Origin of the sequence: Microbacterium sp. (genome assembly GCF_036823965.1) — a bacterium.
Taxonomy (GTDB): domain Bacteria; phylum Actinomycetota; class Actinomycetes; order Actinomycetales; family Microbacteriaceae; genus Microbacterium.
In genome coordinates this window covers 172,496-194,952 of record NZ_DAITBE010000002.1, presented here as the reverse complement: position 1 = coordinate 194,952, position 22,457 = coordinate 172,496, and the positions used below count along the sequence as shown (strand labels likewise).

Here is a 22,457-nt window from a genome sequence, read left to right as displayed (position 1 = left end):
CGATGCCGTCGGATGCCGCCGCTGTCGCTTCGGCTCAGGCGCTCTTCTCGAGGGCGTCAGCCAGATCGTTGAAGAACGTCGTGTACGTCTGGATGCCTTCGTTCAGGTACGTGTCCGTCGGCATGTAGACGATCTGGTCGTCGGCCACAGCCGTCACGGCGGTGAGCGCCTCGGAGTTCTCGATGATCTCGGCGGCCTGCACGTAGTCAGGGGTCTCTGCCGCGAACACGGCGTCCCGGTCGAGCACGAGGATCCAGTCGGGGTCGGATGCCGCGATGGCCTCGACCGAGATCTCGTCACCCTGGTGGTCGTCGCTGGCATCGTCGACCTCGAGGGCCGGGGTCAGGCCGAGGATGTCGTACACCGGGCCGAGCGAGCGGCCGACGGTCGGAGCGAGGTAGCCGATGGCACCGCCAGAGGTGTTGACGGCCATCACGGTGTCGGCATCGTCATACGCCGCCTTGGCACGCTCCACGGCCGCCTCGAAGTCGTCGACGAGCTTCTCGGCCTCATCCTGCTTGCCGAAGATCTCGCCGAGCACTGTGGTCTGACGGATGAGCTCGGCGTCGAAGGCCTCGCCCTCACGCGGCTCGAGGTCGATGATCGTGGCGTCGGGCACCAGATCGGCGATGGCCTCGTTGTGCTGGGTGAACCGCTGTCCGCTGATGATCAGGTCCGGCTCGACCGCGACGATCGCCTCGAGGTTCGGCTCGCTGTGCAGACCGATGTCGACGATCGCGTCGTCCGTCACGTACGAGACGGTCTCGGGCATGAGCGCGACCGCGCCACCGGCGAGCTCGACGTCCCAGTCGGACAGCGTCTGGAACGTGCGGTTGTCGAGGGCGACGACGGATGCCGGCGGGGTGGCGATCTCGTGCTCGCCGGTGTTGTCCTCGATCGTGACCGAGTCGACCGCTGCGGCGGTCTCGGTCGCGTCACCAGCACTGCCGGATGCACATCCGGCGAGTGCGAGGAGGCCGACGAGACCGATGCTCGGTGCGGTGAGAGTTCTGGGCATGGACATGGAGAGACTCCTGTTCTGCGGGGGTGTCGCGCTCGACGAGCGCCGGCTGTGTGAGCGAGAGGTTCATGACCAACGCCCGAGATATAGGTTAGCCTTACCTTATGAGCGAGACGCAAATCGGATTCTCCATCGAACGTCGCGGCCTGGATCTGCGCTTCCGCACGGTCACCCTGACGGCTCGCGAATGGCTCGCACCCGACTTCGTCCGTGTACGGCTCTCGGGCGTGGAGCTCGCCGGCTTCGACTCCCCCGGCGCCGATGACCACATGCGCCTGTTCTTCCCGAACGGCCCAGTCGAATCCGTCGAGGAGCTGCGCGCGGCGCCGAGCCGCGAGTACACGCCGCTCGCCTGGGGCGAGGACTGGCTCGACGTCGAGTTCGCGGTGCACGGGGATGCCGGCGTCGCCGCGCCCTGGGCTGCCGCCGCCCCCTTCGGCTCCTCGATCGGCGTCGGCGGTCCCCGCGGATCCGCCGTCCTGTCCGGCACGCCTGGCTCGTGGTTCCTGGTCGGCGACGAGACGGCGATCCCCGCCATCCGCCGGTTCGCCGCGCTCATGCCGTCTGATGCGGACGCACGCATCGTGATCGAGACGGTGTCCGCCGGGCGAGAGATCGACATCGATGCGCCGGTCGGCGTCGAGTGGCTGCACCGTGGAGCCGCGCCATCCGGATCCGCGCTGATCGAGTTCCTCGGTGGCCTGAGCGGAGACGACCGCGTCGGTGACGACCCGTTCGTCTTCATCGCCGCAGAGCAGTCGATCGTCAAGCCCGGCCGCGCGCTGCTGGAGCGCTGGGGTGTCGATGCGGCGAAGGCCGTCGTGAAGGGCTACTGGAAGCGCGGCGAAGCCGAGTACCACGCGCCGCACTAGTGCGGCATCCGCCCCGCTGGAAGACTGGGCGCATGGCACTTCTCGATCACCTGGGCATCACCGTCGCCGACCTCGAGCGGGGACGCGCACAGTTCCATCCGGTCCTCACGGCGCTCGGCTATCAGCGCGGTGGGGAGGACGACCACTCGATCTCGTGGAACAACGGCGATGAGACCGAGATGATCCTCTACGTGTGGGACGAGGACACCGCTCCGCACCGGCACGGCCGCGTCGGCTGGCAGCATCTGGCGTGGGCCATGGATTCTCGCGATGAGGTCGATCGACTCCACGCGGTCGCGCTGGATGCCGGCTGGACCGCCGTGCGCGAACCGAAGGAGTACCCGCGGTACAGCGAGCGCTACTACGCATCGTTCGTCGAGGACGCCGACGGCATCCGCATCGAGTTCATGTACAACCCGCCACGAGCGCAGGCTTGACGCCCGGGCGTGTCGCCCCCTATTCTCGGAAAGCTGTGCCGACCGGCGCAGCACGCCAGCCGAGGAGACGACGGATGACCGCCTTGCGGAACCTTCCCTTCGCCGCGGTCGAGGCGCTTCAGCCGAAGCGCAACGACCGCTACGAGTCGTACCCTCCGGCGCGCGCCGTCTGACAGCATCCGCTGCTCGTACGCCTCGTACCGTCAGGTCCGGGGCGTTTTCTTTTGCATCCCCGACCTGTGCCTGGCACCCACAGAAGGAAAGGAATCATGGAGAGGCTCTCCGCACGGCTGCTGTCGTGGGCGTCGCTGATCGACGAGAAGACACTCGCGCAGGCGCACACCACGGCACGCATGCCGTTCATCCACCCGCACCTGGCACTGATGCCGGATGCGCACCTCGGCAAGGGCGCGACCGTCGGGTCGGTCATCCCGACACTCGGGGCGATCATCCCCGCCGCCGTCGGTGTCGACATCGGCTGCGGCATGATCGCCGTCCGCACCCGGTTCACGAAGAGCGACCTCGACGGTCGCGAACTCGCCGGACTCCGGGAGCAGATCGAGCGCGCCATCCCGCTCTCGGCCGGCCGGTACAACAACAAGGTCGTCGCGACCGCCGCGCCCCGGATCGCCGAGCTCGAAGCGCTCGCCGAGAAGAACGGGTTCGACCCCGCGCAGTACGCCGGGAACTGGCGGCTGCAGCTGGGCACGCTCGGGTCCGGCAACCACTTCATCGAGGTGTCGGTCGATGAGCTCGACCGGGTCTGGCTGTTCCTGCACTCGGGCTCGCGAGGCGTCGGCAACAAGATCGCCGGACACCACATCGCCGTCGCACAGCGCCTGGCGAAGCAGTGGTGGATCGACCTCCCCGACCCCGACCTGGCGTACCTGATCGAGGGCACGCCGGAGTTCAGCCGATACATCCGAGAGCTGCGGTGGGCACAGCACTTCGCCCTGTTGAACCGGGAGGAGATGATGGACCGGGTCGTACGGCAGATGTCGGAGTTCCTCGGCACGGCGGTCGACGAGCAGGAGCGCATCAACTGCCACCACAACTTCACCGAATCGGAGAAGCACGGCGGCAAGCAGGTGTGGGTCTCCCGGAAGGGCGCGATCCAGGCGGATGCGGGTCGGCCCGGGCTCATCCCCGGTTCGATGGGGACGGCCTCGTACGTGGTCGAAGGACTCGGCGACCCGCAGTCGCTGCACTCCTCGCCGCACGGCGCCGGCCGGGAGTACTCCAGGTCGGCGGCCAGGAAGACGTTCACGCACGAGCAGCTGCGGGAGGCGATGACCGGGATCGAGTTCCGCGACACGAGCGCCTTCATCGATGAGATCCCGCAGGCGTACAAGCCGATCGACCAGGTGATGGCGGATGCCGCGAGCCTCGTGTCGATCCGACACACGCTGCGGCAGCTCGTCAACGTGAAGGGGGACTGAGCTCGCACTGGGCGGGTGGTGGATGCTCGTCCACCACCCGTCCGGTGGCGCACTCATCCTGCACAGAGCGTCGATTCCTGTACTTCGTCACTGATCCCGCGCCCGCACGAGAACCCCTGGTTCGGGCAGTGGCACAGTGCATGCACCGGTGCGACCATACGAAGGTGGGCTTCATGAACGACGCGCAGATCTGGACGATGATCGGTTCCCTCACGGCACTGATGTTCGGCATGCTCACGGTGGTGTCCACGCTGTTCATCCGCGTGGTCCGTGCCGAGATCGGCGGGCTCCGCCACGAGGTCCTCGGCGAGATCGGCGGGCTCCGCCACGAGGTCCTCGGCGAGATCGGCGGGCTCCGCAGCGAGTTCCGCGGCGAGCTCCGTGCAGAGATCGGTGCGCTGCGCGGAGAGCTCCGAGGCGAGATCACCGGGCTCCGCAGCGAGATGAACGCCCGCTTCGACACCATGGATGCGAAACTCAAGGGACTGGATACCGAGGTGCACGCGCTCGTGAAGCACACCTTCGGCTTCGATCGCGACTGAGCGCAGACGTCACCGCACGGTCAGACGATCGGCGCGACGTCGACCTCGACCGTCCGGTCGGTGAACGCGGTCTTCGGCACGAACAGCAGAGCCACGGCCGCGATCAGCGCGGTCACGCCGCACACGATCCAGACCGTGAAGTAGCCGGCGAGTGAACCCGCCGTGCCCTCGCCGCCTCCGGCGGTCGACACGACGCCGTTGAGCAACGCGATCCCGAACACGCACGAGGCGATCGCGCCGCCGACGGTCTTGACCGAGTTCGTCAAGCCGGTGGCCACGCCGGTCTGCGTCGCCGGTGCCGCAGAGGCTGCGGCAGCAGGCAGCGCGGCGACCAGTGCGCCCGAGCCGAGGCCGACGATGACCATGTTCGCGATGACCTGGCCGTAGGTGTCATGGTTCGGCAGGAACAGCAGGAAGCCGAGACCGACGAGGATCGATGCCCCCATCAGCGTCAGCCGTGGCGACAGCCGACGCGCGAACAGCGGGAACGACAGCGCGCCCACGATCATCGCGACCAGGTAGACGCCGATGATGAGCGAGGTGGCGAAGCCGGTGGTCCCGAGGCCGTAGCCGTAGACCGAGGGGTCGGTGCGGGCGAAGGTCGACAGCGGCGCCTGGGCGCCGAGCACACTCACGCCGAAGAGCCCTGCAGTGAGGAACACCGGGCCGAGGGCGGGCGAGCGGAACATGCGCACATCGATCAGCGGGTCATCGTGACGAAGCTCCCACAGGACGAACGGCACCACGAGCAGCAGACCGAGTGCGACGACAGCCCACGACCACGGGTTCGCCAGTCCGCCCTCGAGGCGGAGCAGGCTGAGCCCACCGGTGAAGCACACGAGCGCGAGCGAGATGAGGATGAGGCCGACGGTGTCGAACACACCGCCGGTCGGCTCCGGCGACTCCTTGACGCCGAACAGGATCACGAAGAAGCAGATCACGATCAGTACAGCCGGCACCAGGAGCACGACGGTCAGCGGCAGCGCGTCGATCAATGCGCCGCCGACGAGTGCACCGATGATCGCGCCGCCCTCGAGCGCGGCGACCAGCAGTCCCGCGGCCTTGGCGGTGATCGTCGAGCGACCTTCCATCCGCCGCGAGCGCGACCAGATGAGCGCGATCTCGAGCGGCAGCCACACGACGTAGAACCCCATCAGCGCCCACGCGACGAGGAACACCTCGAACGAATCCGTGAACGGCAGCACCAGCGCAGCGGCCGCGGTGAGGGCGGTCGAGATGAGCAGCATCCGCTTGTGGCCGATCATGTCGCCGAGCTTCGCGAACGCCGGCACCACGAGCGCTGACAGCATGAGCTGTGTGCCCTCGAGCCAGTTCACATCGGCGTCGTGGATGCCGAGATGCCTGGCGATGTCAGAGAGCATGGGCGTGTAGTACCCCTGCAGCACACCGCTGGTGAACTCGACGAAGGCCAGGTAGCCGACGACCGCGGCGAGTGTTCCCAGCGTGCGGGTGCGCGTCATCGCATCTCCTGCTCCTGTGTCGGCCCCGGAGCGAGTCGAGGGGCGGGTGAGATCACCCTATAGCCGTTCGAGGAGGGCGCGATGGAACCGCTCCCCCCGTTCCAGCGCAGCGACCTCGACGTGCTCATCGACGCCGTGGATGGAGGCGCGTTGCGCGTTCGACATCTCGAGGGGCGCGAAGCGGTAGACGGCGGGCGAGAACCGATGGAAATGCCGTGCGTCGGTTGCCGCCATCATCACGTACGGCACCGCCGGGATGCCGGGGTGCGACACGGCGAGCGCATCGGCGAGCAGCGCGAACTGCGCGTTCTCGGTCGAGGATTCGGGGGACGGCTCGCTCGCCTCGACGACCTCGACGGACACGAGTGGATCCCGGATGCGCCGGCGCACCCGCAGCACGGTGCGCTGCGTCGTCTCGCCGAGGGCGATGCGCAGGTTCACGGTCGCCGACGCCTGCGACGGGAGCACGTTGGCGGCGGTGCCGCCGGACTGCATGGTCGGCGCGACCGTCGTGCGGACCAGCGCAGCCGGCTCACCGCCGAGTGCTGCGAACAGTCGTGCGGTCACCAGCGGTGCCGAGCCGAGCAGCCGAAGCAGATGCCGAGCGGGCCCAGGGGTCTCGTCGGCGAGGCGTGTCAGCATCCGCAGCACCGCTGTCGATGCACGTGGCCGGAACGTGGTGGGGCCGAGTCGATCGACGGCTCGGGCGATGCGCCGGACGGCGGTGAGCGACGGCGGCGCCGACGCATGCCCGCCGTCACCGCGCGCGGAGAGCCGCACGGTCATGACACCCTTCTCGCCCACGCCGATCATGGCGGCGCGGCCCGGCACGAACGGCAGCGGTGCGTCGACGACCGCTCCGCCCTCGTCGACGACGAGCCACGGCACGATGCCGCGTCCGCGCAGAGCGGCCGCGATCTCCTGGGCGGCGTGACCGTAGGTCTCCTCGTTGCCACCGAAGGAGAGATACACGTCGCGCGCCGGAACGAAGCCGTCGGCCAGCAGGTTCTCGACGGCCTCCATCACCACGATCAGCGGCCCCTTGTCGTCGAGGGCGCCGCGTCCGTGGACGACGCCGTCGGCGATCACCCCGGCGAACGGCGGATGCGTCCAGGCATCGCTCTCGTCGACCGGCACCACGTCGAAGTGCGCCATCAGCACGAGCGGACCATCCGCCGCCGCACGTCCCTTCCAGTGGAACAGGAGACCGAGATCGGTGTGCCGCTCGAGCTCGAGGTTCGCATGCACGAGCGGATACAGCTCGGCGAGCAGCGCCACGAACGCCTCGAACGGCTCTGCGCCCCGCTGCTCGAGCTCTGCCGAGACGGTCGGCAGCTGGATCATGCGGGCGAGTCGCTCATCGATGCCGGGGCGCACGGTGGGTGAGGTCACGTTCGTCATCGTATCGAGGTGCGCGCGCGAGACCGAGCGTGCGACGGGAGGACAATGGATGGGTGAGCCTGTTCGCCTTCGCCCCGTCCCGAGGACCCCGGTGGCCCCTTGCAACCCAGGCGGCGATCGGCATCGCGCTGCCGATCGCGGTGATGACGCTGCTCGGACAGGCTCCGCTCGGGTACGTCGCCGCCTCAGGGGCGTTCACCGTGCTCTATGCGGGCTCTGCCGCGGTCGTCGACCGGGCGCGCATCCTGCCACTGGTCGGGCTCGCACTCGTGGTCAGCGCCGCACTCGGCATCCTGGTCGCCGGCAACGCGCTGGTGGTCAGCATCGGGGTCGTCGTGGTCGCGACCGTGAGTGCGACCCTGGCCTTCGCGTTCCGCCTCGGCCCGCCAGGGCCGCTCTTCTTCGTACTCGTCTACGGGTTGTCAGCGCATGTCGTCGGCACCGGGGCGATCGACCCGCTCGTCTACCTGGCTGCCCTCGCCGGCGGCTGCCTGTTCTCGTATCTCATCGCGCTCACCCCGCTCGCGCTCGGACGCATCCGCCGCATCCCCGCCCGCCCGCTGCGGGAGCTGCTCCCGGGGCCCGCGCTGACCTCCGATTCCCGGATGCTGCTGCTCAGGGTCGTGATCGTCTCGATCGTCGGCGTACTGCTGGGACTCGTGGTCGATCCGGAGCGCACGTACTGGATCGTCGGCTCGGCCGTCGCCGTGATCGGCGTCGCGGCCGCGCGGCGAGCCGCATTCCAGCGTGGACTGCACCGGATGCTCGGCACCGTCGTCGGCGCGGGCGTCTACATCCTGCTCGCCCTGCTGCACCCGGCCGGGATCTGGCTGGCGCTCCTGCTCGGCGCTCTGCAGTTCTCGATCGAGCTCGTGGTCGTCCGCCACTACGCGCTCGCCCTCGTCTTCATCACACCGCTCGTCCTGCTGCTGACCGGGGCGGCGACGGGAAGCATCGGTTCGCTCGACGTCGCCGGCGAGCGGATCGTCGACACGCTCGTGGGTGCGGTGCTCGGCGCAGCCTCTGGAGTGCTGCACCCGCGGGCCGCTGCCCGCGACGCGTGACTCCGGCGCCGGTCGGGAGGCCTGCGGGAACACCGCGCCGTGACGAGTGGTTGCACCCTGCGGAGCGGCAGACGGCGTCGGGGGAGACGAACATGGAACTCACGCTGGTGACGTCGGCGTTCTGCGGCGCGTGCTCGCGCACCCGCGCTGTGCTCGCTGATGCGGTGCGCTTCCTGCCCGACGCCACCATCACGGAGATCGACGTGGCGCGCGAACCGGATGCCGCCGAGGCCCTCGACATCCGCTTCACGCCGACCGTCATCATCCGCGATGACAGCGGCGCCCAGGTGTTCCGTGCGGAGGGCGTCCCGACCGTCCCGCAGGTGCTGACGGCAGCGGTCAAGGCGCTCCCGAACTGACCGAAGGGACGGCCACCACATCCCCTTGCGGAGGCAACCGGCCCGGCGCAGAATGAGCGTGCATCCGGCCCGACCGGGCGGATCCGCCCTACCTCTGGGGAGTCATCATGGCGAATCTCAATCCATACCTCTCGTTCCGCACCGAAGCGAGGGAGGCGCTGGAGTTCTACCACGGGGTTCTGGGCGGTGAGCTCGCGATCAACGTGTTCGGAGAGTTCCCCGACATGGTGCAGGACCCGAGCCAGAAGGATCTCGTGATGCACGGTCAGGTGACCACGCCGGAGGGACTCGTGCTCATGGCATCGGACACCCCGGACGGGATGCCCTACGAGAAGCCGCAGGGCTTCTCGGTGTCACTGAGCGGCAACTCCCAAGCGAGGACGCAGGAGGTCTGGGATCAGCTGTCCGCCGGCGGGACCGTCACGATGCCGCTCGACGTCCCGCCCTGGGGCGGGACGTTCGGCATGCTGATCGACCGGTTCGGCATCCCGTGGATGCTGCACGGCGATCCGGAGTGAGCCTGGTGCCGCTCAGCGCAGGGCGTGCGCCGCGATGAACGAACGGAGCACGTGCTCGTCGTCGTCCATCTCTGTCACGTGCTGCGGCGCATCGAGCATCTGCTGGAGCTCGGGCGAGTAGTCGAGCTCGACATCGATCGCCTCGCGGATCGTCTCGGCGAACTTCTGCGGCTTGGCGGTCTCGAGCACGAGCATCGGCACGCCGTCCTCGATGTGCTCGCGAGCGACCTTCACGCCGTCCGCCGTGTGCGGGTCGATCGTCTCACCGACCGTCTCGTACACCGAGCGGATCGTCGCGAGACGATCTGCATGCGTGCTGGTGCCGCTGACGATGCCGAACTCCTCCGCGAACCGGGGCTGCTCGTCGGTGAAGTCGACGAAGCCCTGCTCGTCGAGCTCGCGCCACGCCGTCACGACCCGCTGCGGGTCGCGCCCGACGAGCTCGAAGATGAAGCGCTCGAGGTTCGAGGCCTTCGAGATGTCCATCGACGGGCTCGAGGTCGCGAGCGTCTGGGCGGCGCTCCGGGGGCGATAGACGCCGGTGCGGAAGAACTCGTCGAGCACGTTGTTCTCGTTCGCGGCGAGCACGAGCCGCCGGATCGGCAGCCCCATCTGCTTCGCGAAGAATCCGGACAGGATGTTGCCGAAGTTCCCGGACGGCACCGTGAACGACACCGCAGTGGATCCGCCGGCATCCGTCGCCCGGAGCCAGGCCCAGAAGTAGTAGACGGTCTGCGCGGTGATGCGCGCCAGGTTGATCGAGTTCACGGCGCCGAGATGCTGCGAGCGCTTGAACTCCAGATCGCCGGCGAGGTGCTTGACGAGGTTCTGGCAGTCGTCGAAGACGCCCTCGATCGCGATGTTGTGCACGTTGTCATCGGCGAGCGAGAACATCTGTGCGCGCTGGAACGTGCTCATGCGCCCCTGCGGCGACAGCATGAAGACCGACACTCGCTCCTTGCCCCGCAGCGCGTGCTCGGCCGCTGAGCCGGTGTCTCCGGAGGTCGCGCCGAGGATGTTGAGGACCGAGTCCTTGCGCTCGAGCGTGTACTCGAGCACCTGGCCGAGGAACTGCATGGCCATGTCCTTGAACGCGAGAGTCGGCCCCTCGGACAGGCCGACCAGCGTGATGCCGTCGCCGATCGAGCGGAGGGGAACGACGCTCTCGGGGAAGTCCGCGTACGCGGCCTCCGTCATGCGCGCGAGGTCTTCGCGCGGGATGTCGGTCGCGAACAGTCCCAGCACCTCGGCGGCGAGCTGCGGATACGTCAGTGCGCGCCAGCGTTCGAGCGTCTCGGCGTTCACCGTCGGCATCGTCTCGGGGATCGCGAGACCCCCGTCGGGCGCGAGGCCCTCCAACAGCGTCTCGCTGAACGGCTGCGGCTGCATGCCACCGCGGGTGGAGATGAACTGCACGTTGGCTCCTCGGATCGGGACTCGGCGTGTCCATTCTCTCAGGCCGCGGTGAGCCCCGATGACCCGATGACGGATGCCGCTGAGCGCTCAGAACAGCGAGCGAGGCAGCACGCCCTCGTGCTCCAGCAGCCAGCGCTTGGTCGCGAGACCCTCACCTGGCGCGCCGCCTGAATACCCGCCGAGACCATCGCCGGCCACGACCCGATGGCACGGCACGATGAGCGGCACCGGATTCGCACCCATGATCGAGCCGATCCCGCGGGCGGGGACCGTCGTGCCGCTGCGCGCCGCGAGCCCGCCGTAGGTGACGATCTCGCCGTGCTCGACCGTCTCGAACAATGCGAGGAGCACCGCCCTGGTCGCCTGGGTCTGCTCGCCGAGGTCGATCGGGAGATCGAAGACGCGCAGCCGGTCGTCGAAGTACGCGCGCAGCTGCGCGAGCGCTTCGTCGAGCAGCGCGTCGCCTCCGGACATCGTGTCGGCCGGAGGCTCGGATCGCCAGGTCACCCGGGTGATCGCCGTGCCGTCGCTGACGACGCCGATCGTTCCGACGGGCGTCGGCAGCGTGGCGAAGGCGGGCATGCGGAGAGGGTACCCCCGACGGCCGACATACCCCTACCGCACTGCGGGCATCCGCTCAGATCCAGCCGCGCTCCTCCGCCATGAGCACCGCCTGCTGACGGGTGGCGACCGCGAGCTTGCCGAGGATCGTGGAGATGTGGTTGCGGACCGTGCCGGGAGCCAGCGAGAGCGCGCGGGCGATCTGCCCCGTCGTCTCGCCGCGGCGCCCTGCGCGCAGCACGTCGAGCTCTCGGTCGGTGAGCGGTGAGCGCTCGTCGCTCAAGGCGTCCGCTGCGATCTCCGGATCGACGTAACGGGCACCGGCGGCGACCCGACGGATCACCGCGGCGACTTCGTCTGCGCCGCGCGACTTGGGCAGGAATCCTGCGACGCCCGAGGCCAGCGCCCGACGCAGCACCCCTGGGCGGGCGTGCCGGGTGACGACCACGCAGCGCGTCGCGATCGTGCGGTTGAGCTTCTCGGCGACCTGCACGCCGTCGAGGCCAGGCATCTCGAGGTCGAGCAGGCAGACATCCGGCAGCAGACGCAGCGCCTCCGCGACGGCCTGCTCCCCGTCAGCGCATTCGGCTACGACCTCGATGTCATCCTCCAGACGCAGCAGCGCTGCGAGGGCGGAGCGGATCATCCCCTCGTCATCGGCGAGCAGCACTCGGATCATCGCGTCACTCCATCCGCTGCCGGTACCGTGACGGCGACCGCGAACTCGTCCTGGCCGCGGACGACATCGATCGTGCCCCCGGCTTCGGCGATCCGGCGACGGATGCCGTCCAGGCCCGAACCGTCTGCCCGCACCTCGGCTTCGCCGTGCACATCGTTCGCGATCATGTACCGCCACCCGTCGCCGTCGCGCCGGAGTTCGAGACGGGCGCGGTGGCCGCCGCCGTGCCGGAGCACGTTGGTCGTGGTCTCCCGGATCACAGGTCCCAGATCGCCTGCCGGTGCCGCATCGGCATCCGCTGCGATGTCGGACTCCACCGCGAGTCCCGCAGCCGTCAGCAGATCACGCGCGTTCGCGAGCTCGTCGCCCAGCGGCACCGAGCGGAAGCGCGTCGCGAGGTCGCGCGTGCCCTGGCGGGCGTCGTCGACGCTCGCCCTCGCGAGCTGGAGCTGCTCGAGCGAGGCCGCGGGGTCGCGGTTCATGAGCCGCTCGGCGAGCTCGAGCTGCAGCGCGATCACCTGGAGATGGTGGCCCTGCAGGTCGTGCACATCGGTGGCGACGCGCAGCCGCTCCTGCGTGGCTGCGAGCTTCGCCTCGGAGGCGCGGGCACGGTCGAGCGTGACCAGGACGTCCCACCACCACAGCGAACTGACGGTCATGATCGGGAGCAGCGCACCGTATCCCACCGGCACCCACCAGCCGACGCCGGCCCCGAACGTCCCGCGCGAGACGTCGACGATGCTGAGTGCCACGAGCACGAGCGTCGCCGCGATGACGACGCGAAGACGCACGCCGCGTGGCCAGTTCAACAGGATCAGCGATTGGAGCACGGGCATCAGCGCGAGCTCCCAGCTGCCGAGCAGCGGTCCCGCGGCGGCACCGTAGGCGACGGCGATGAGCATCGGCAGCGCGAGACGCCGCCAGGCGACTCCCGGCTCTGCATCGAGGCGATGGCGATAGTCGATGAGCAGGATCACGGTGGACGAGGTCCAGACCAGGCCGCCTGCCGCGATCACGAGTGCCGCGACATCGTGGCGCGTGCTCCCGAGGGCCAGCAACGTCCACGACAGTGTCATCGCGAGTTCGAAGATGAGCACCGCAGAAGCGGTGTACCACCAGGTCGCGGTGACTCCGCGCGACAGCTGACGCGCGCCAGGCGTCGGCTCCACGGCGATGCGTTCGATCCCACTGTTCACGCCCCCACGATACGGGCGTGACACTTGTCACGCAGTCGACGTGCGATATGTCCGCGAGTCGGTGACACCCCGGCACTTACCGGGGCGCGCCGGAAGCGATGAACTGGATGCATCACGACGGACATCCCGTCGGCATCGACCTTCCAGGAGCATCATCATGAACCTGATCGAGACCTTCCAGAACCTCGTCGCACAGGTGCCTGAGCTCGTGCAGCCACTCATCGTCGCGCTCGCCGGCGCGATCCCCTTCATCGAGGGAGAGGGCGCGGCCGGCATCGGCATCATCGGCGGCATCAACCCCGTCGTCGCAGCGATCGCCGCCATCGTCGGCAACTTCGTCTGCGTGGCGGTCCTGGTGCTCGCGAGCTCCGGCGCCCGACAGGCGATCGTGAACCGCTCGCGGGTTCGCCAGAGCGTCGCATCCGACGGCACGATCATCGACGAGAGCGTCGTCTCGGCTGACTCCGCGCGGAAGGCCGCACGCCGCGAGAAGTTCCAGCGCGCATTCACCCGGTACGGCGTCCCCGGTGTCAGCCTGCTCGGCCCGCTGCTGCTGCCGACGCACTTCACGGCCACGATGCTCGCGGCCGCCGGCATCAGCAAGGCTCGCGTCCTGTTCTGGCAGGCCCTCGCCATCATCGGCTGGACGACGGTCGTCACGGTCATCGTCTCGAGCGCGATCTACGCGATCCGCTGATCGCTCGCTCGCTGGTCAAATGGTCAGCATGCACTGTATAGTCAGTGCATGCTGACCATTTCTTCGCGTCTCGACGTCATGCACCGACTGGGCCGCGCCATGGCCGATCCGACCAGGTCGCGTATTCTCCTCGCCCTGCTCGAAGCGCCCGGCTATCCCGCGCGCCTGGCGGAGGACCTCGACCTCACCCGGACGAATGTGTCGAACCATCTCGCGTGCCTGCGCGGCTGCGGCATCATCGTCGCCGAGACGGAGGGCCGCCAGACCCGCTACGAGGTCGCCGACCCGCACATCACGGCAGCGCTGCTGGCCCTGGTCGACGTCACGCTCGCCGTCGACGAGAGCGTGCCGTGCCTCGACCCGTCCTGCAGCGTCGCAGGATGCTGCGAGCCGGTGGACGCGCGATGAGCGCCCCGACGACCGTGTCGCCGGCCAGACGCGAGACACTGCACCGCCGCATCCGACTGATCGTCGCGATCACGATCGGCTACAACCTGATCGAAGCGGTCATCGCGATCACCGCTGGATCGATCGCCTCCTCCGTCGCACTCATCGGATTCGGGTTGGACTCGACGATCGAGGTGCTGTCCGCCGCGGCGGTCGCCTGGCAGTTCACCCGCCGCGACCCTGAACGCTGGGAGAAGCCGACACTGCGCGTGATCGCGGTGGCCTTCTTCGCGCTCGCCGTCTACGTCACGGCGTCGTCCGCGTTCTCGCTCGTCTCCGGGGAACGTCCGGAGCACAGCACGGTGGGCATCGTGCTGACGGCGATCAGCGTCGCGATCATGCCCTTCCTGTCGTTCATCGAGCGGCGCGCGGGCCGCGAGATCGGATCGGCGACCGCAGTGGCCGACTCGAAGCAGACGCTCATCTGCACGTACCTGTCGGCGGCCGTGCTCATCGGGCTCGTCGTCAACTCGCTGTTCGGCTGGTGGTGGGCGGATGCCGTCGCCGGTCTCGTGATCGCGGCCTTCGCGATCCGCGAGGGCGTCGAGGCGTGGAAGGGCGACGCGTGCGCCACCTCGGTCGGCATGATCCTCGAGGACGACCACGACGAGCACGGCCACGACCACGACCACGACCACGACCACGAGGCTGATCACCACCACGACCGCGCCTGAGCGTCGGCGCCGTCCGCGCACCTGACAGAATGGGTGCGTGCACGAGTCCAGGAAGCCAGCGGTCCTTCGCGGATTCGCCGCATCCTCGGTGGCGATCTTCGCAGCGCTCGCCGGACACGTCACCGCCGGCGGCTCCATGCCCGGCGCGCTCGGCATCCTCGTGCCGTGGATGCTCTCGTTCATGGTCTGCGTGCTGCTCGCAGGACGCAGACTCAACGCGGTCCGCCTCGCCATCTCGGTGGGCGTGAGCCAGTTCCTCTTCCACGTGCTCTTCGTGCTCGGCTCGATCACCCCGGCCGGCGCCACCGGAGGGCACGTCCACGGCGCACCGCTCGTGCTTCCCGAGACCGGCGGCATCGCCGAGACCGTGGCTGCCGGCGGCATGATGTGGTTCGGCCACGCGATCGCCGCCCTCGCGACGATCGTCGCCCTCCACCGCGGTGAGCGTCTGCTCCTCGCCCTACGCGACCTCGCGCAGCAGAGCGTGCGGTGGCTGCAGCGCCGGGTCGACGCCGTCCTCGCACCTCAGTTCCTCCGCCCTGCGCCCCGCCCCGCCCTCCGGGTGGAGATCGCGGTGCTGCGCAGCGCCTTCCTGCTCTCCACTCTGCGCGGGCGTGCCCCGCCGCGGCTCGCGACGGTCTGATCCCATCTCCCCCGGCACAGCGCCGGGTGGCGATCTGCTCCCGTGCGCCGATCACCGGCGTCGGGAGATCCGCACGCACGCACGGCGTCGGTCGTCGACGCCCGTCGAGAGGTCTGTCCACCATGTCCCCTGTCCGCAGAATCGCCGTCGGTCTGGCGGTGGCGGCTGTCGCGGTCCTCGCGATCGCAGCGCCCGCTTCCGCCCATGATTCCCTCGTCAACAGCACGCCCGGAGCCGACGAGCGCCTCGATGCGGCTCCGGAGAACATCGTCTTGACGTTCTCCGGAGAGCTGCTCGTGCTCGGTGACTCCACACTCGGCGCGGTCGTCATCGTCGTCGACGAGAACGGTCGCGACTGGGTGTCCGGAGCCGTCGAGGTCAGTGGCAACACCGTCACGACACCGGTCGACCCCGGGATGCCGGATGCCGGCTACCAGGTGCGCTGGCAGGTCGTGTCGGAGGACGGGCACCCGATCTCGGGCATCGTGCCGTTCACGATCGGCGACGCGGAGCCCATGCCCTCCACGAATGCGAACGACTCGGCATCCGAACCATCGGAGTCCGACACGGATGCGGATGCGGATGCGGATGCCGGCAGCGCATCGGATCAGACCACGACAGACGCCGACGGCATCCCTCGGGTGCTGCTCATCGGCGCAGGAGGCGCGGTGCTCGCCGCTGCCGCCTTCGCCCTGTATCGAATCCTTCGCCGTCCTCGCACGGCATCCGCAGCGTCCGAATCCGGCGAAGCTGCGGAAGAACAGCTCTGAAAGGCCCACTCGTGAACACCACGACACGCACCACCGCCCTGCCCCGCTTCGTCTCGCTCGTCGCGATCTCGCTGCTCGCCCTCACCGGGTGCGCGGCGCCGGCGAACGACGCGCCCACCGAGTCGGCTCCCGCCGGCGACTCGGTCACGATCGAGGACGGCTGGGTGAAGTCCGCGGACGAGGGGATGTCCGCAGCATTCGGCACCCTCGTGAACGACAGCGACCAGGAGGTGACGGTGGTCTCGGCCGAGTCCTCCGCCGCCACGATGCTCGAGCTCCACGAGACCGTCGAGAACGAGGCCGGCGAGATGGTCATGCGCGAGATCGAGGGCGGTTTCGTGATCCCGGCCGGTGGCTCGATCGCGCTCGAACCGGGCGCCGATCACCTCATGTTCATGGACCTCACCGCGCCCCTCAAGGCCGGAGACACGGTCTCGGTCACGCTCACGTTCTCTGACGACTCCACGTACGAGTTCGAGGCACCGGTGAAGGACTACTCCGGCGCCAACGAGAACTACGACGACGGCGACGAGCACGAAGGCATGGATCACTGATGCCCGCGCCCGTCGAGGGCGCGCGCACCGATCGCACCGGGTCGACCCGGCGGCAGTTCCTCCTCGGAGGGGCTGTCGCCGGAGTCGGCGCTGCCGCGGCGATCGGCGTGGACTTCGCGCTCAACAGACCACCCGCACCGGCCGCTGCGGCGCCGATGAACGGCGAGGAGACAGTGCCGTTCTTCGGCGTGCACCAGGCCGGGATCGACACCGCCGCGCAGGCGCACGGCCAGTTCCTCGGCCTCGACCTGCTCGACGGCACGGATCGCGACGGGCTGACCCGCCTGATGCGCATCCTCAGCGACGACGCCGCCCGGCTCACCCAGGGGATGGCGGCACTCGCCGACTCGGAGCCTGAGCTCGCGATGTCGCCGGCACGCCTCACAGTGACCTTCGGGTTCGGCCCGGGCTTCGTGACACGAGCCGGCGGCGCTGCACCGGCCTGGCTCACCCCGCTCCCTGCATTCTCGATCGATCGGCTGCAGCCGGAGTTCAGCGACGGCGATCTGCTCATCCAGGTCGCCGGCGACGATCCGCTGACGGTCGCGCACGCGGCGCGGATGCTGCTGAAGGACGCGCGCAGCTTCGCATCACTGCGGTGGAGCCAGACCGGGTTCCGCCGCGCCTACGGCACCGAACGCCCCGGCACCACCATGCGCAACCTGTTCGGCCAGGTCGACGGCACCACGAATCCCGAGCCGGGCACGAAGGACTTCGACGCCGTGGTGTGGGCGGGCGAGGGCTGGCTGGCCGGCGGTACCGGAGCGGTCATCCGCCGCATCCGCATGGATCTCGACAAGTGGGATCGCCTTGATCGAAGCGGGCGGGAGGCATCGGTCGGACGGACCATGTCGAACGGCGCCCCGCTGACCGGAGCGAAGGAGTTCGACGAACCGGACTTCGACGCGACGACGACAGTCGGCTTCCCGGTCATCCCGCAGTTCGCGCACATCCGTCGCGCGCGCGGCGACGACGGCGAGCGCATCTTCCGTCGCGGCTACAACTACGACGAGCGTCCGTCGGGTGCGAGCGTCTCGGAGTCCGGTCTGCTCTTCGTGTCGTTCCAGGCCGACGTCGACCGCCAGTTCACCCCGATGCAGCAGCGCCTCGCCGACCTCGACCTGCTGAACGAATGGACGACGCCGATCGGCTCCGCGGTGTTCGCGATCCCGCCGGGATGCGCCGAGGGCGGATTCATCGGCGAGACGCTGCTCGCGGGTGGGGGTGCGGCATGACGCTCACCGCCCAGACCCCCAGTGCGGAACCGGGTCCGCTCCGCCGGCGCCGCGGAGGGTGGTTCGGCGCCATGCTGCTGCGACTGCACTTCTTCGCCGGCATCCTCATCGGTCCGTTCATCCTGATCGCCGCCGTGAGCGGGGCGCTGTATGCGCTCACACCGCAGCTCGAGCAGGCCGTCTACGCGCACGAGCTGCATGCGCCGACGACCGAGTCACGCCTCTCGCTGGCCGAGCAGATCACGGTCGCCGAAGGATACATCGGCGATGAAGCGACCCTGTCGGCCGTGCGACCTGCGCCGGAGCCCGGCGATACCACTCGCATCCTGTTCGCGCAGGATGGGCTGGGCGCGAGCGAATCCCGTGCCGTGTTCATCGACCCAGGCACCGGCGAGATCCGCGGGGACCTCACGGTCTACGGCACCAGCGGCGCGCTGCCGTTGCGCACCTGGATCGACAACCTGCATCGCAACCTGCACCTCGGGGAGTTCGGCCGAGGCTACAGCGAGCTCGCGGCATCCTGGCTCGGGATCGTGGCTCTCGCCGGACTCGCGCTGTGGATCATCCGCGTCCGGAAAGCGCGGGCGAAGCGGGACCTCGTGCGTCCGAATCGCGCGCACACGGGGTACCGGCGGGTGTTCGGCTGGCATGCCTCGGTCGGGATCTGGGTGGTGCTCGGCGCGCTGTTCCTCTCGGCGACCGGCATCACCTGGTCGCAGTACGCCGGCACGAACGTCTCGAATCTGCGGGCCGCGCTCGACTGGGGAACGCCCGCGCTCGTCACCACCCTGGGCGATCAAGCGGATGCTCCGGTCGACGAGCACGCGCACCATCACGGCGCCGAGTCCGCACCGACCGGCGCGGCGAACCCCGCCACCTTCGACGCGGTGCTCGCGATCGCGCAGCGCACGAACGTCAACACGGGGCAGGTCGAGATCAAGCCGCCGGTCGAACCGGGTGCCGCCTGGGTGGTGCGCGAGATCAAGGCGTCGTTCCCGACCGAGGTCGACACGGTCTCGATCGACGGCACGACGATGCAGGTGGTCGACCGGGTGGACTTCGCGGAGTACTCGCTGCCGGCGAAGCTCGCGCGCTGGGGCATCGACCTGCACATGGGCGCGATGTTCGGTCTCGCGAATCAGCTCGTGCTGTTCCTGATCGCGGGTGCGATCGCCGGGATGGTCGTGCTCGGCTATCTCATGTGGTGGAAGCGCCGTCCCGCACGGGATCCGCGGCGCCTCGTGGGCACTCCCCCGCGTCGCGGCGCTGTGGGTGACGCCCCCTGGTGGGGTGTCGGCGCCGTCGCCGTCGGCGCAGTGCTGATCGGGTTGTGGCTGCCACTCGTCGGGTGGACGCTCCTGGGCTTCGTCGTGCTCGACGTGCTGCTGGGACTCATGGCTCGCAGTCGTCGCGTCTGACGTCCCCCCTCCACCTGCCGACCCACCCCTTTGCGTGCGAGCCACCCCGTTGTGGCCGTCTGCAAGGGGGTGGGTCGCACACAAGGGGCCGGGTCGGCGAGCTGCGAGCGGCGAAACGAGGAGGTGCGCGTAGGTTGAGGGGATGGATGCTTCCGACCTCACCGGCCGCACGATCCTCGTCACGGGGGCCAACGCCGGCATCGGCTACTGGTGCGTCGAGCAGCTCGCGGCTCGCGGTGCGCGCGTGCTGCTCGGCTGCCGCTCTCCGCAACGCGCGGGCCGCGCGGTCGACGCGGTCCGCTCGCAGGTGCCGGATGCCGATCTCCGTGTCGTCGGCCTCGACCTCGGCTCCCTCGAGAGCGTCGCCGCGGCGGCATCCGGCATCGACGAACGCCTCGATGCCGTCATCTGCAACGCCGGGGTGAAGGCGGCCGATCGCGCCGCCCGCACGAGCGACGGGCTCGACCTCATGGTGGGCACGAACTTCCTCGGACACTTCGCGCTGATCGCCCAGCTCGACGCCGCGCTGGCAGCGGACGCACGAATCGTCGCGGTCGGATCGCTCGCCCACCGGTTCGCGACGATCGACCCGGTCACCCTGGATCAGCCGTGGCACGGCACATCGCTGCGCCAGTACGGCAGGTCGAAAGCGGCGCTGATGGCGTTCGCGTTCGAGCTCGATCGACGGTGGTCCGGCTCTGAGCGATCAGCGGTGTGCGCGCACCCGGGCTATGCGGTCGATCCGCTCACGGCTCAGCGGCCTGGCGTCAGCGAGGTGGCGGCGCCGATCCGCGCGCTGGCCGCCGTGACGCGCGTCCTGGTGCAGGGCAAGGACGACGGTGCGCTGCCGATCGTGCATGCGGCGACCGCGGCCGACGTCGTGAGCGGCGACTACTGGGGGCCGGGCGGACTCGCGGAGTTCCGCGGTCGACCCGCCAGGGTGACCGCGAGCGACCAGGTGCGATCCGCGAGCGTCGGTCGCGAGCTCTGGGCGGTCGCGGAACAGCTCACCGGGGTGACGTTCCCGGCCTGACCGGCCTGACCGCTGCCTGACCGGTGCCTGACGTCAGCCGACGAGCTCCGGGATGATCACATTGACCGAGTAGGACGACCCCTCGACGTCGGAGATCGTGACGGATGCCGCGTACTGGGTGCCGCCGTCGATCGCGGTGCAGTCGAGCGTGAATCCATTCGAGACCTCGTGGTCCCCACCGGGGCAGACGACCCCCGGGTTCGTCAGCACACCGGCATCCTTCAACGCCTTCTCCGCGGTCGCTGCGATCTCGGTGGCGCTCAGCACGAGTGTGCCGGTGGCGATCGTCGGGTCCGGTGACGGAGGATCCTCCGGAGCGCCGTTCGGTGCATCGGCGACCTGCACCGACACCGTGACGTTCGTGCCCTCGACCTTGGACAGCGTGACGTCAGCGTCGAACTCCGAGCCGGTCGCCGGGTCGGTCAGCAGGCACGGCACGGTCGTTCCCTGCTTCAGCTCGATGTCATCCGATCCGCAGTCGATGTCGGGGCGTGTGCCGATCTCGGCCTCCAGCGCGTCCTCCGCGAGGTCGGCGATCTTGTCGGGTGACACCGTTGCGGTGATGCTGGCCGTGCAGCCGCTGAGCGCGGCCGCGATCGTGATCACGGCGGCGGCGAGCAGGACGGGACGAGACGTGCGCATGGAATGGTTCCCCTGATCGGATCGTCCGGCCAGCGTATCGCGCCCCGTCCTGCCGCCTCGGGTCATTCCTCGGCGTGAGGCGACACCCGCACCCTCGCGATGCGGCGGCGATCGAGCTCTGCGACCTGGATGGTCGCGCCGGCCACCTCGACCGTGTCGCCGACGACCGCCAGGCGCCCGAGCTGCTCCGTCACGAAGCCGGCGACCGTGTCGGACGAACCGCGCGGCAGCTCGATCCCCGTCGCCTCCTCGAAGTCCTGCAGGTTGAGTCGACCGTCGAGATCCCCGCCCGGCGACTCCAGCACTGCGGTGTCGTACTCGTCGAAGATCTCGCCGACGACTTCCTCGACCAGGTCCTCGAGCGTGACGAGCCCGTCCGTGCCGCCGTACTCGTCGACGACCACCGCGATGTGGTGACCATCGGCGCGCAGTCGCGTCAGGGTCGGCAGCACGCGGGCCGTCGAGGGGATGTACGGGATCGGACGCACGAGTGCGTCGAGCGGACGCGCCGGATCGACGGCGAAGGCCTCGAACAGGTCGCGCACGTGCACGAAGCCCGTGATGTCGTCGATCGACTTGTCGGAGACCGGGTATCGCGAGAACGGCAGTTCGCGCACCTGCGCCATGGCCTCGGCGACGGTCGCGGTCTCGTCGAGCGCGACCACCTCCGGCCGCGGCCGCATGACCTCGCTGATCTGGCGACCGCGCAACGAGAGCACGTCGTCGAGGATCCGCCGTTCATCGTCAGGAAGTCCCTGATGCGACGCCACGATGTCGCGCACCTCCTCGTCGGTGAGCTCATCCGAGGTCTTGTCCGGATCGCCGCCGAGCAGGCGCACGAGGGCGTTGGTCGAGATCGACAGCAGCCAGATCACCGGCCGCATGACGACAGCGAAGCCGTTGAGGGCCGGGGCGATCGCATAAGCGAACTGCGCGTTGCGCTGGATCGCCAGCCGCTTGGGCACCAGCTCGCCCAGCACGAGCGAGAGGTAGGCGATGATCAGCGTCAGCACGAGCGTCGCGATCGTCAGCGACAGCGCGGGAGCCAGCCCCCACGATTCGAGCAGCGGAGCCAGCGACGGCGCGATCGATGTCGCACCGTACGCGGCCGACGCGAACCCGGCGACCGTGACGCCGATCTGCACTGCCGAGAGGAACGTGTTGGGGTTGCGCGCCAGCGCTGCGACCTTGGCCCCGCGGCGGCCGCGGAGCGAGATCGCGTTGATCTGGCTCTCACGGAGTGTGACGAGGGCCATCTCGGTCGCGGCGAACACACCACCGATCAGGACGAACGCGAAGACGAGGGCGATGTTCCAGACGAGATCGCCCATCAGCGGGCGGCCTGCGTCGTGGTGAGG

At 69.3% G+C, this 22,457-nt stretch carries 25 protein-coding genes; 16 read left to right on the top strand and 9 right to left on the bottom strand.

Going from position 1 to position 22,457, the window contains the following annotated elements; all coding sequences use genetic code 11:
- Positions 1-34: 34 nt before the first annotated feature.
- Entirely contained in the window at positions 35-1,024 is a 990-nt protein-coding gene (locus tag V7Z82_RS05170) for a siderophore ABC transporter substrate-binding protein (protein WP_334148702.1), read from the bottom strand.
- Positions 1,025-1,125: 101 nt separating this feature from the next.
- Here V7Z82_RS05170 and V7Z82_RS05165 point away from each other — a divergent pair, with 101 nt between their 5' ends.
- The 4 genes from V7Z82_RS05165 (at position 1,126) to V7Z82_RS05150 (ending at position 4,311) form a co-directional block, all read left to right on the top strand.
- A complete protein-coding gene (locus V7Z82_RS05165; RefSeq protein WP_334148700.1) occupies positions 1,126-1,893 on the top strand; it encodes a siderophore-interacting protein in 768 nt (255 codons plus the stop codon).
- A gap of 32 nt (positions 1,894-1,925) precedes the next feature.
- The gene (locus V7Z82_RS05160) at positions 1,926-2,330 is read left to right on the top strand and encodes a VOC family protein (protein ID WP_334148698.1); all 405 of its coding nucleotides are present in this window, start codon (positions 1,926-1,928) and stop codon (positions 2,328-2,330) included.
- 269 nt (positions 2,331-2,599) lie between these two features.
- Positions 2,600-3,769 carry an RtcB family protein gene (locus V7Z82_RS05155; protein WP_334148696.1) on the top strand — a complete coding sequence of 390 codons (1,170 nt, stop codon included), beginning with the start codon at positions 2,600-2,602 and terminating at the stop codon, positions 3,767-3,769.
- Positions 3,770-3,942: 173 nt separating this feature from the next.
- Complete coding sequence (locus V7Z82_RS05150; RefSeq protein WP_334148694.1) at positions 3,943-4,311, top strand: hypothetical protein; 369 nt, start codon at positions 3,943-3,945, stop codon at positions 4,309-4,311.
- 20 nt (positions 4,312-4,331) lie between these two features.
- Here V7Z82_RS05150 and V7Z82_RS05145 read toward each other — a convergent pair whose 3' ends face one another.
- Both V7Z82_RS05145 and V7Z82_RS05140 read right to left on the bottom strand, forming a co-directional pair.
- The gene (locus V7Z82_RS05145; protein ID WP_334148692.1) at positions 4,332-5,792 is read right to left on the bottom strand and encodes an MFS transporter; all 1,461 of its coding nucleotides are present in this window, start codon (positions 5,790-5,792) and stop codon (positions 4,332-4,334) included.
- Positions 5,793-5,849: 57 nt separating this feature from the next.
- The gene (locus tag V7Z82_RS05140) at positions 5,850-7,184 is read right to left on the bottom strand and encodes a M20/M25/M40 family metallo-hydrolase (RefSeq protein ID WP_442927588.1); all 1,335 of its coding nucleotides are present in this window, start codon (positions 7,182-7,184) and stop codon (positions 5,850-5,852) included.
- Positions 7,185-7,246: 62 nt separating this feature from the next.
- Between V7Z82_RS05140 and V7Z82_RS05135 the strand changes: the two genes are divergently transcribed.
- The 3 genes from V7Z82_RS05135 (at position 7,247) to V7Z82_RS05125 (ending at position 9,134) form a co-directional block, all read left to right on the top strand.
- Entirely contained in the window at positions 7,247-8,257 is a 1,011-nt protein-coding gene (locus V7Z82_RS05135; protein ID WP_334148688.1) for an FUSC family protein, read from the top strand.
- 92 nt (positions 8,258-8,349) lie between these two features.
- On the top strand, positions 8,350-8,616 hold the full coding sequence (locus V7Z82_RS05130) for a glutaredoxin family protein (protein ID WP_334148686.1): 267 nt from the start codon (positions 8,350-8,352) through the stop codon (positions 8,614-8,616).
- A gap of 107 nt (positions 8,617-8,723) precedes the next feature.
- Positions 8,724-9,134, top strand: coding sequence for a VOC family protein (locus tag V7Z82_RS05125; RefSeq protein WP_334148684.1), 411 nt, complete (start codon positions 8,724-8,726; stop codon positions 9,132-9,134).
- Between the two features lie 12 nt (positions 9,135-9,146).
- On the opposite strand, the gene thrC is transcribed toward V7Z82_RS05125, so the two are convergent.
- From thrC to V7Z82_RS05105, 4 genes are all read right to left on the bottom strand, one after another.
- Positions 9,147-10,550 (bottom strand): threonine synthase, encoded by a 1,404-nt coding sequence (thrC, locus tag V7Z82_RS05120; protein ID WP_334148682.1) that lies wholly within the window; start codon positions 10,548-10,550, stop codon positions 9,147-9,149.
- 87 nt (positions 10,551-10,637) lie between these two features.
- Complete coding sequence (locus tag V7Z82_RS05115) at positions 10,638-11,132, bottom strand: methylated-DNA--[protein]-cysteine S-methyltransferase (protein WP_334148680.1); 495 nt, start codon at positions 11,130-11,132, stop codon at positions 10,638-10,640.
- 55 nt (positions 11,133-11,187) lie between these two features.
- Positions 11,188-11,790, bottom strand: a complete 603-nt coding sequence (locus V7Z82_RS05110) for a response regulator transcription factor (RefSeq protein ID WP_334148678.1) — start codon at positions 11,788-11,790, stop codon at positions 11,188-11,190.
- Complete coding sequence (locus V7Z82_RS05105) at positions 11,787-12,986, bottom strand: sensor histidine kinase (RefSeq protein WP_334148676.1); 1,200 nt, start codon at positions 12,984-12,986, stop codon at positions 11,787-11,789. Before V7Z82_RS05105 ends, V7Z82_RS05110 begins: the two co-directional genes overlap by 4 nt.
- Before the next feature lie 157 nt (positions 12,987-13,143).
- Between V7Z82_RS05105 and V7Z82_RS05100 the strand changes: the two genes are divergently transcribed.
- From V7Z82_RS05100 to V7Z82_RS05060, 9 genes are all read left to right on the top strand, one after another.
- Entirely contained in the window at positions 13,144-13,683 is a 540-nt protein-coding gene (locus tag V7Z82_RS05100; RefSeq protein ID WP_334148673.1) for a small multidrug efflux protein, read from the top strand.
- 48 nt (positions 13,684-13,731) lie between these two features.
- Complete coding sequence (gene cmtR / locus V7Z82_RS05095) at positions 13,732-14,091, top strand: Cd(II)/Pb(II)-sensing metalloregulatory transcriptional regulator CmtR (RefSeq protein ID WP_334148671.1); 360 nt, start codon at positions 13,732-13,734, stop codon at positions 14,089-14,091.
- Positions 14,088-14,804, top strand: a complete 717-nt coding sequence (locus tag V7Z82_RS05090) for a cation diffusion facilitator family transporter (protein ID WP_334148667.1) — start codon at positions 14,088-14,090, stop codon at positions 14,802-14,804. Before cmtR ends, V7Z82_RS05090 begins: the two co-directional genes overlap by 4 nt.
- A 37-nt stretch (positions 14,805-14,841) precedes the next feature.
- A complete protein-coding gene (locus tag V7Z82_RS05085) occupies positions 14,842-15,447 on the top strand; it encodes a hypothetical protein (RefSeq protein ID WP_334148665.1) in 606 nt (201 codons plus the stop codon).
- A gap of 122 nt (positions 15,448-15,569) precedes the next feature.
- Positions 15,570-16,217: a copper resistance CopC family protein gene (locus tag V7Z82_RS05080; protein WP_334148663.1), complete on the top strand. Its 648-nt coding sequence runs from the start codon at positions 15,570-15,572 to the stop codon at positions 16,215-16,217.
- Positions 16,218-16,228: 11 nt separating this feature from the next.
- Positions 16,229-16,771 carry a copper chaperone PCu(A)C gene (locus tag V7Z82_RS05075; protein ID WP_334148661.1) on the top strand — a complete coding sequence of 181 codons (543 nt, stop codon included), beginning with the start codon at positions 16,229-16,231 and terminating at the stop codon, positions 16,769-16,771.
- Positions 16,771-18,006: a Dyp-type peroxidase gene (locus V7Z82_RS05070; RefSeq protein WP_334148659.1), complete on the top strand. Its 1,236-nt coding sequence runs from the start codon at positions 16,771-16,773 to the stop codon at positions 18,004-18,006. The genes V7Z82_RS05075 and V7Z82_RS05070 overlap by 1 nt, the downstream gene beginning before the upstream one ends.
- The gene (locus V7Z82_RS05065; RefSeq protein ID WP_334148657.1) at positions 18,003-19,424 is read left to right on the top strand and encodes a PepSY-associated TM helix domain-containing protein; all 1,422 of its coding nucleotides are present in this window, start codon (positions 18,003-18,005) and stop codon (positions 19,422-19,424) included. The genes V7Z82_RS05070 and V7Z82_RS05065 overlap by 4 nt, the downstream gene beginning before the upstream one ends.
- Positions 19,425-19,566: 142 nt before the next feature.
- A complete protein-coding gene (locus V7Z82_RS05060) occupies positions 19,567-20,457 on the top strand; it encodes an SDR family NAD(P)-dependent oxidoreductase (RefSeq protein WP_334148655.1) in 891 nt (296 codons plus the stop codon).
- Positions 20,458-20,490: 33 nt separating this feature from the next.
- Here V7Z82_RS05060 and V7Z82_RS05055 read toward each other — a convergent pair whose 3' ends face one another.
- Positions 20,491-21,099, bottom strand: coding sequence for a DUF4333 domain-containing protein (locus V7Z82_RS05055; protein ID WP_334148653.1), 609 nt, complete (start codon positions 21,097-21,099; stop codon positions 20,491-20,493).
- 62 nt (positions 21,100-21,161) lie between these two features.
- Positions 21,162-22,430, bottom strand: coding sequence for a hemolysin family protein (locus V7Z82_RS05050; RefSeq protein ID WP_334148651.1), 1,269 nt, complete (start codon positions 22,428-22,430; stop codon positions 21,162-21,164).
- Between the last annotated feature and the right edge of the window lie 27 nt (positions 22,431-22,457).

Coding starts and splice junctions, on each gene's coding strand:
- V7Z82_RS05170 (WP_334148702.1), bottom strand. CDS start 1,024: ATGTCCATGCCCAGAACTCTCACCGCACCGAGCATCGGTCTCGTCGGC.
- V7Z82_RS05165 (WP_334148700.1), top strand. CDS start 1,126: ATGAGCGAGACGCAAATCGGATTCTCCATCGAACGTCGCGGCCTGGAT.
- V7Z82_RS05160 (WP_334148698.1), top strand. CDS start 1,926: ATGGCACTTCTCGATCACCTGGGCATCACCGTCGCCGACCTCGAGCGG.
- V7Z82_RS05155 (WP_334148696.1), top strand. CDS start 2,600: ATGGAGAGGCTCTCCGCACGGCTGCTGTCGTGGGCGTCGCTGATCGAC.
- V7Z82_RS05150 (WP_334148694.1), top strand. CDS start 3,943: ATGAACGACGCGCAGATCTGGACGATGATCGGTTCCCTCACGGCACTG.
- V7Z82_RS05145 (WP_334148692.1), bottom strand. CDS start 5,792: ATGACGCGCACCCGCACGCTGGGAACACTCGCCGCGGTCGTCGGCTAC.
- V7Z82_RS05130 (WP_334148686.1), top strand. CDS start 8,350: ATGGAACTCACGCTGGTGACGTCGGCGTTCTGCGGCGCGTGCTCGCGC.
- V7Z82_RS05125 (WP_334148684.1), top strand. CDS start 8,724: ATGGCGAATCTCAATCCATACCTCTCGTTCCGCACCGAAGCGAGGGAG.
- V7Z82_RS05115 (WP_334148680.1), bottom strand. CDS start 11,132: ATGCCCGCCTTCGCCACGCTGCCGACGCCCGTCGGAACGATCGGCGTC.
- V7Z82_RS05110 (WP_334148678.1), bottom strand. CDS start 11,790: ATGATCCGAGTGCTGCTCGCCGATGACGAGGGGATGATCCGCTCCGCC.
- V7Z82_RS05100 (WP_334148673.1), top strand. CDS start 13,144: ATGAACCTGATCGAGACCTTCCAGAACCTCGTCGCACAGGTGCCTGAG.
- cmtR (WP_334148671.1), top strand. CDS start 13,732: ATGCTGACCATTTCTTCGCGTCTCGACGTCATGCACCGACTGGGCCGC.
- V7Z82_RS05090 (WP_334148667.1), top strand. CDS start 14,088: ATGAGCGCCCCGACGACCGTGTCGCCGGCCAGACGCGAGACACTGCAC.
- V7Z82_RS05080 (WP_334148663.1), top strand. CDS start 15,570: ATGTCCCCTGTCCGCAGAATCGCCGTCGGTCTGGCGGTGGCGGCTGTC.
- V7Z82_RS05070 (WP_334148659.1), top strand. CDS start 16,771: ATGCCCGCGCCCGTCGAGGGCGCGCGCACCGATCGCACCGGGTCGACC.
- V7Z82_RS05065 (WP_334148657.1), top strand. CDS start 18,003: ATGACGCTCACCGCCCAGACCCCCAGTGCGGAACCGGGTCCGCTCCGC.
- V7Z82_RS05060 (WP_334148655.1), top strand. CDS start 19,567: ATGGATGCTTCCGACCTCACCGGCCGCACGATCCTCGTCACGGGGGCC.
- V7Z82_RS05055 (WP_334148653.1), bottom strand. CDS start 21,099: ATGCGCACGTCTCGTCCCGTCCTGCTCGCCGCCGCCGTGATCACGATC.
- V7Z82_RS05050 (WP_334148651.1), bottom strand. CDS start 22,430: ATGGGCGATCTCGTCTGGAACATCGCCCTCGTCTTCGCGTTCGTCCTG.